Below are 6,209 nucleotides of genomic sequence, written 5' to 3'. Positions count from 1 at the left end.
CGGCATCGAGGCTTAGCAAGGCACCAAGCGGTAGGGGAGGAATCAAACCTTTATAATGCTTGATCCGGCCTCGGAAAAACTGAGTGCTTTTCCCTTCATCATATGTTTTAAACGTTTCAACACCAAATTCTCGAGCGAGTGTGTACAAACGGTCCTGCGTGGGCCCAACCCAGGCTCCCCCCAGATCAACGTACGAGCCATCGTCGAAGCGCTGCGTCCATACACGGCCGCCAACACGGTCGCGAGCTTCCAGAAGCAAAACGTTTTTGCCTGCTTTCTGAAGTCCATACGTAGCGGTAAGTCCGGCATAACCCGCGCCGACTACAATGGTATCGTAAAGAATTGATTCTGACATGGACAGGCTGTTTAAGCGAACCTACGGAAAACCATTGATCCTGAAAACAAAAAATGCTACAACCTAACGTTATAGCATTCTACCAAAGAAAAGAATTTTCTATCTCAGACGATTGCGTCGATCAGTGCCGTTACAATTGAAACCACAATACTGAAGAGTAACGCAGCAATAAAGCCCGTTACGTGAAAGTTGGGAACCAGATAGGAGGTCAAGTAAACCATCAGTACGTTCAGCACCAGCAAAAACAGGCCGAGCGTAACAACGGTAATTGGAATCGTCAGGACCGTCAGAATGGGTTTGACGAAGGCATTTAGAAAACCCAGCACAATAGCGACAATCAGATATGTTCCGGCACCTCCGGTTACAGAAACGCCCGGAATAAAGTAAGTAGCCACCCAAACAGCGACGGCGCTAATCAGAATACGAATAATTAATCCCATTTTCTAATACGGTTTAAAGTGAATGGTTTGTGCCTTAAATCTCACCGGCGTCCAAATCTAGAACTTCAAACCGTAAACCGGATGCTATTGTTTTTGATGACGGGACTGCAGCACAGCAACAATATCATCCAAATCCATCCTTTTTTGCTCGAGCAGCACCAGAAAATGGAAAAGCAGGTCGGCCGCTTCGCCTTTAAACAGGTCATCGTTGCTGTCTTTCGCTTCAATAACCAGTTCTACCGCTTCTTCGCCGACCTTTTGCGCAATTTTGTTAACGCCCCGGTTAAACAACGTAGTGGTATATGATTTGTCGGATGGGTTAATTCGGCGGTCGTGAATAATGTCCTGTAAGTAGTTGAGGAACTGGCCTTTTCCCCGGTTAACCTCATCAAAACACGTATCCGCACCGGTATGGCAGACGGGACCGTCCGGCTTGGTTTTAATCAATAACGTATCGCCGTCGCAATCAACGAGTATCGACTGAACGTGCAGGAAGTTGCTGGAAGTTTCACCTTTAGTCCAAAGCCGTTGTTTGCTGCGGCTAAAAAACGTTACGATACGTTCGGTAGTCGTTTTTTCGTACGCTTCACGATTCATGTAGCCCAGCATCAGCACTTTGCCCGTTTCGGCGTCCTGAATCACGGCGGGAACAAGCCCGTCGGGTGATTTATCAAAGTTAATCTCGGAATTCATGCTGCAAAGGTAAGCCGCTACGCCCGAATCGTGTGCACAAACTCACGAATGCTCTCGGCTGATGTTCCTTTTTCCTGCAAATGCCGAATAAAGGCACTACCGACAATGGCACCATTGGCATACTGGCAGGCTGTATTGAAGGTTTCGTGGTCGTTAATGCCAAACCCAATCAGACGCGGGTTTTTGAGATTCATCGTCTGGATACGCTCAAAATACGCTAGCATAGAGTCGTTAACGCCTTTTGTAGAGCCTGTTATACTCGCTGACGACACCATATAAATAAACCCGTCCGACTCTTCGTCAATGTAGCGGATGCGGCTCTCTGACGTTTGGGGGGTAATGAGATTAACATTCACCAAACCATACTCACGGAACGTATCGGCATACTCATCCAGATATAAATTCAACGGAAGATCGGGCAGGATAACCCCATCAATACCCACTTCTCGGCATTTCTGGCAAAAGTTCTCAACACCGAATTGCAGTACCGGATTGATGTAACCCATCAGCAGAATAGGCACTGTGACCGGATCGCCACTTGTAGCTTCCCGACAACCCGCTAATTGAGCGAAGAGCGTTTTCAACGACATGCCGTTCTCCAGTGCTTTTCCGTTACTCTGCTGAATGGTTTCGCCATCGGCAACAGGATCGGAATAAGGCATACCGATTTCAACCAGATCTACGCCCGCAGCCTGTAAGCCGCGTAGGACCGTTACGGTATCGTGGAGTTCGGGAAAGCCGGCTGTAAAATAGACATTTAGTAACCGTTCGCTTTTCTGCGCGAATAAATCGGTAATACGATTTTGGGTTAAGACCATACTGGTATCCACGGGCTTTCGCTCGTGATTATCATTGGAGAATAAACCTAAGGCTTCAGCCAAACGTGCTCAGCCTTAGGTATGCACTATAAATGCTTTGAATACGTACTTAAATCTTTATCGCCCCGTCCTGACAGACAAACCACGACAACATCGGTCGATTTAAGATTCATTTTTTCCAGAGCGGCCAGTGCATGAGCAGATTCCAGGGCGGGTATGATGCCTTCGAGTTTACTTAACTGAAACCCGGCTTGTAGGGCTTCGTCGTCCGTAATGGCATAGAAATCTCCCCGGCCAGAGTCGAATAGATGCGCATGAAGGGGACCAATGCCAGGATAATCCAAGCCCGCTGAAATGGAATACGGCTCGGTAACCTGACCATCTTCCGTTTGCATCAGAATGGTTCGACTACCATGTAATACGCCGGGTTTGCCCAGCGCCGTTGTCGCTGCCGAATGTCCCGACGTAACGCCTTGACCAGCGGCTTCGGCCGCTACCAGACGTACTGACGGCTCGTTGAGGTAATGAAAGAACGCACCAGCCGCATTGCTGCCCCCCCCGACGCAAGCCACTACGTAATCAGGATTTTCGCTACCTGTTTTCGCAAAAAGCTGTTTCTTGATTTCCTGAGAAATAACTGACTGAAACCGCGCGACCATATCTGGGTAAGGATGAGGCCCAACAACAGAGCCGATGATGTAATGCGTATCAACAGGATTATTGATCCAGTGGCGCATAGCTTCATTGGTCGCGTCTTTGAGGGTCTGGCTGCCCGACGTAGCAGGAACGACTGTAGCACCGAGCATCCGCATTCGATCTACGTTAGGTTTTTGCCGTTCCATGTCAATGCTGCCCATGTAAACAATGCATTCCAGCCCCATCAAAGCACAGACTGTTGCCGTAGCTACGCCATGCTGCCCCGCGCCAGTCTCGGCCACGATACGTTTCTTGCCAAGCCGTTGCGCAACCAGAATCTGGCCAATCGTATTATTGACTTTGTGTGCGCCAGTATGGCAGAGGTCTTCTCGTTTGAGGTAAACCGTCGCGCCAATCTTAGCCGACAGTCGTTTGGCCAGAAACAAAGGCGTCGGCCGTCCGACATAGTCTTCAAGCAGTTGCCAAAATTCGGCCTGGAACGACGGATCATTAACGATGTTCAGATAATTCTGACGTAGTTCTTCGACGTTCGGGTAAAGCATTTCGGGAATGAACGCTCCACCAAAAAGCCCGTAAAATCCTTTGTCGGATACCTCGAAAGAGGTTCGCGGTTCGAGAGTGGTTTGCATAAAATCAGTGCTTAACCAAGTGTTGTACTAATTCCGTTGAGTAGAGTAAATTCATAAATCGCTAGCCTGAGGTTGGGTGCCTTACACGGTTTCTTCCGCTTCAACAGGACGTACACGGTCAATTAATTCTTTGACTTTCGTTACGTCTTTCACGCCGGGAGCGATTTCAACCTGGCTATTCACATCGACACCGTAAAGCTTCATTCCTTTCAATTGAGCAAGTTGATCAAGATTATCCAGCCCGATGCCGCCACTAATAAAAAACGGTTTCTCACCATCGTAGCGCTTCAGGATGCTCCAGTCGAATGCAACGCCGTTACCGCCAGGCTGATCGCCTTTAGCGTCGAACAGAAAGAAATCGCACTGAGCCTTAAAATTGTTTAGCATGGAGAAATTGAACGACTCATCGACGCGGAACGCTTTGATGATGTTAATACCTCGATTGCGTAGGCTCCGGCAATATTCGGGAGTTTCGTTTCCGTGTAGCTGAACGTACTGAAAATCGTATTTCCTGACCGACCGCAGAATATAGTCCGGGCTGGCGTTTACAAATACACCCACTTTGCGAATGGATTTGGGCAGAGACTTTACAACCTCTTCATCCAGGTCTTCGCCGACGAAACGTGGCGACTGATCGTAGAAAATAAATCCGACGAAATCAGGGGCAAGCGCAGCAATTTCTTTCAGGTTGTCAGCGTCGCGTAGACCGCACACTTTGATTTTCATAGGCTAAAGAGAATTGATAAAGGTGGGCATGCGTGATGTGAAGTCAGTCACTAAGGTTTGTAAAGCTGCGGGTGGATTGGCCGTTTTCATGAATGCTTCGCCAATCAAAAAACCATCGAATCCGGCTCGGAACAGCGTCTGCATGGTATCGGCATTGTGCAGGCCGCTTTCGGTAATCTTGGCAAACGTATCCGGAATACGCTCTACCAAACGTAATGAGGTGTCGATAGACGTAGTAAATGTTTTAAGGTTCCGGTTATTAACACCAACCAGATCAACGTCTACATTTAAACTCCGGTCCAGCTCTTCTTCGTCATGAACTTCGAGCAGAACCTGCAAGCTCAAATCGTGTGCCTGCTGGCTCAGATCGGCTACTTCCTGTGGCGTCAGGCAGGCGGCAATGAGCAGGACCACATCCGCCCCCCAGGCTTTGGCTTCAAAAAGCTGATAGGCATCGATTACGAAGTCCTTGCGCAGAATTGGTGTGCCGGGATTTGCCAGTCGGGCAGCCTGTAAATCGGCAGGCGTGCCGCCAAAAAACGGCTCATCTGTCAGAACAGACAGCACAGACGCGCCCGCTTGTACGTAGCCTTTTGTGGTTTCTGCTACGTCTGCTTTGTCGTTAATGATCCCCCTGGAAGGTGATTTTCGTTTAAACTCAGCGATAATACCCGTAGAACGTAAATCCTGAATGGCGTCACGTGCCGATAACGGCATTCGTTTGAAGTCAGGCAGTTGTTCCAGCACAGAGACTGGCGTTTCGGCCTTGCGTTGCTCTACTTCAATTCGCTTCTGGGCAATGATTTGATCAAGAATCGTCATTTTATAAGCCACGGACTTCTGTCCGCTTTACCCAATTAATTTCTTAAAACAGGTCAATGCTCGTTTACTTTCCAGCGACTCACGAGCCTGCGCAACCGCTTCTTCGTGGTTTTTTGCTTTTTCGGCAGCCAGCAACGCCATTGCCGAGTTCGCCAGAACCGCCTGCTTCTGAGCAGGCGTGGCTGTGTCGTTTAGTACGTTCAGAAAAATCTGCGCGGATTCATCTAACGTGTGCCCTCCTGCCAGCGACTCCGGGGTTAAGGTGTCTAAGCCAAGCTGCTCAGGAATAAGTACTTGCTCAGTCTGGTTACTGATAATTTTGAAAGCACCAGTCAACGAAATCTCATCGTAACCGTCCAGCGCGTGCAAAATCATAAATCGTTTGTCAGTCTGCTGATAAAGGTACGCATATAATCGCGCCAATTCAAGGTTAAACACGCCAACGACCTGTTTTTGAGGCTTTGCCGGGTTAATCATCGGACCCAATACGTTGAAAAATGTTTTCACACCCAAATCCTTCCGAATAGGTGCTACGTTCTTCATCGCTGGGTGAAACAAAGGAGCGTGCAAAAAGCAGATACCCGCCGTTTCCATCTTCCGCTGCAATTCATCGACATCATTGGTGAATTTATAGCCAAGCCGTTCCATAACCGTCGACGAACCCACCAGTGATGATACGCCGTGGTTACCGTGTTTGGCTACGCATTGACCTGCCCCAGCTACAACGAAGGAAGATAGCGTGGAGATGTTGAATGTATCCTTCCCGTCGCCACCGGTTCCGCAGAGATCCATTGGGTCGTACGCTGCCAGATCAACAGGTAAACATAATTCAAGCATGGCGTCACGGAAGCCCTCTAACTCTTCCAGACGAAGGCTGCGCATCATATAAACCGTTAAGAACGAAGCGATTTGCGCGGAATTGTACTCGCCCCGACCAATGCCCAGCAAGACTTCGCAAGCCTGTTCTTTCGTGAGGTATTTATATTCAAAAAGGTGGTTTAAGATTGCTTTCATTGTCAATGAGTAATTGAATGTTGATTTTAGATGTGCTCGCTACTTCATTCAATTG

Annotated in this window: 8 protein-coding genes; all 8 read right to left on the bottom strand. The window is 48.5% G+C overall.

Translation table 11 applies throughout. The features are described 5' to 3' along the window. The coding region (locus tag ACOJS8_RS04495) for a flavin monoamine oxidase family protein (RefSeq protein ID WP_420147334.1) at positions 1 to 355 on the bottom strand (355 nt) is incomplete at its 3' end. Positions 356 to 459: 104 nt separating this feature from the next. Continuing rightward, positions 460 to 795 (bottom strand): phage holin family protein, encoded by a 336-nt coding sequence (locus tag ACOJS8_RS04490; RefSeq protein WP_420147333.1) that lies wholly within the window; start codon positions 793 to 795, stop codon positions 460 to 462. Between the two features lie 84 nt (positions 796 to 879). Then, the gene (gene hisIE / locus ACOJS8_RS04485; RefSeq protein WP_420147332.1) at positions 880 to 1,488 is read right to left on the bottom strand and encodes a bifunctional phosphoribosyl-AMP cyclohydrolase/phosphoribosyl-ATP diphosphatase HisIE; all 609 of its coding nucleotides are present in this window, start codon (positions 1,486 to 1,488) and stop codon (positions 880 to 882) included. A 17-nt stretch (positions 1,489 to 1,505) separates the two neighbouring features. Beyond that, on the bottom strand, positions 1,506 to 2,306 hold the full coding sequence (gene trpA / locus ACOJS8_RS04480; protein WP_420147335.1) for a tryptophan synthase subunit alpha: 801 nt from the start codon (positions 2,304 to 2,306) through the stop codon (positions 1,506 to 1,508). A gap of 86 nt (positions 2,307 to 2,392) precedes the next feature. Then, entirely contained in the window at positions 2,393 to 3,592 is a 1,200-nt protein-coding gene (trpB, locus tag ACOJS8_RS04475; RefSeq protein WP_420147331.1) for a tryptophan synthase subunit beta, read from the bottom strand. A gap of 81 nt (positions 3,593 to 3,673) precedes the next feature. Continuing rightward, positions 3,674 to 4,318 (bottom strand): phosphoribosylanthranilate isomerase, encoded by a 645-nt coding sequence (locus ACOJS8_RS04470; RefSeq protein ID WP_420147330.1) that lies wholly within the window; start codon positions 4,316 to 4,318, stop codon positions 3,674 to 3,676. A gap of 3 nt (positions 4,319 to 4,321) precedes the next feature. Next, on the bottom strand, positions 4,322 to 5,140 hold the full coding sequence (gene trpC, locus ACOJS8_RS04465) for an indole-3-glycerol phosphate synthase TrpC (protein ID WP_420147329.1): 819 nt from the start codon (positions 5,138 to 5,140) through the stop codon (positions 4,322 to 4,324). 27 nt (positions 5,141 to 5,167) lie between these two features. After that, positions 5,168 to 6,154: an anthranilate phosphoribosyltransferase gene (gene trpD / locus ACOJS8_RS04460; RefSeq protein ID WP_420147328.1), complete on the bottom strand. Its 987-nt coding sequence runs from the start codon at positions 6,152 to 6,154 to the stop codon at positions 5,168 to 5,170. Between the last annotated feature and the right edge of the window lie 55 nt (positions 6,155 to 6,209).

The organism is Spirosoma sp. (assembly GCF_048594605.1).
Lineage (GTDB): Bacteria > Bacteroidota > Bacteroidia > Cytophagales > Spirosomataceae > Spirosoma.
Note: the sequence above shows the minus strand (reverse complement) of the source record. Positions and strands in the feature narration are given on the sequence as shown.

What these genes read in the sequence shown, in the direction of transcription:
- ACOJS8_RS04490 (WP_420147333.1), bottom strand. Translation starts at nt 795, where the DNA reads ATGGGATTAATTATTCGTATTCTGATTAGCGCCGTCGCTGTTTGGGTG.
- hisIE (WP_420147332.1), bottom strand. Translation starts at nt 1,488, where the DNA reads ATGAATTCCGAGATTAACTTTGATAAATCACCCGACGGGCTTGTTCCC.
- trpA (WP_420147335.1), bottom strand. Translation starts at nt 2,306, where the DNA reads ATGGTCTTAACCCAAAATCGTATTACCGATTTATTCGCGCAGAAAAGC.
- trpB (WP_420147331.1), bottom strand. Translation starts at nt 3,592, where the DNA reads ATGCAAACCACTCTCGAACCGCGAACCTCTTTCGAGGTATCCGACAAA.
- ACOJS8_RS04470 (WP_420147330.1), bottom strand. Translation starts at nt 4,318, where the DNA reads ATGAAAATCAAAGTGTGCGGTCTACGCGACGCTGACAACCTGAAAGAA.
- trpC (WP_420147329.1), bottom strand. Translation starts at nt 5,140, where the DNA reads ATGACGATTCTTGATCAAATCATTGCCCAGAAGCGAATTGAAGTAGAG.
- trpD (WP_420147328.1), bottom strand. Translation starts at nt 6,154, where the DNA reads ATGAAAGCAATCTTAAACCACCTTTTTGAATATAAATACCTCACGAAA.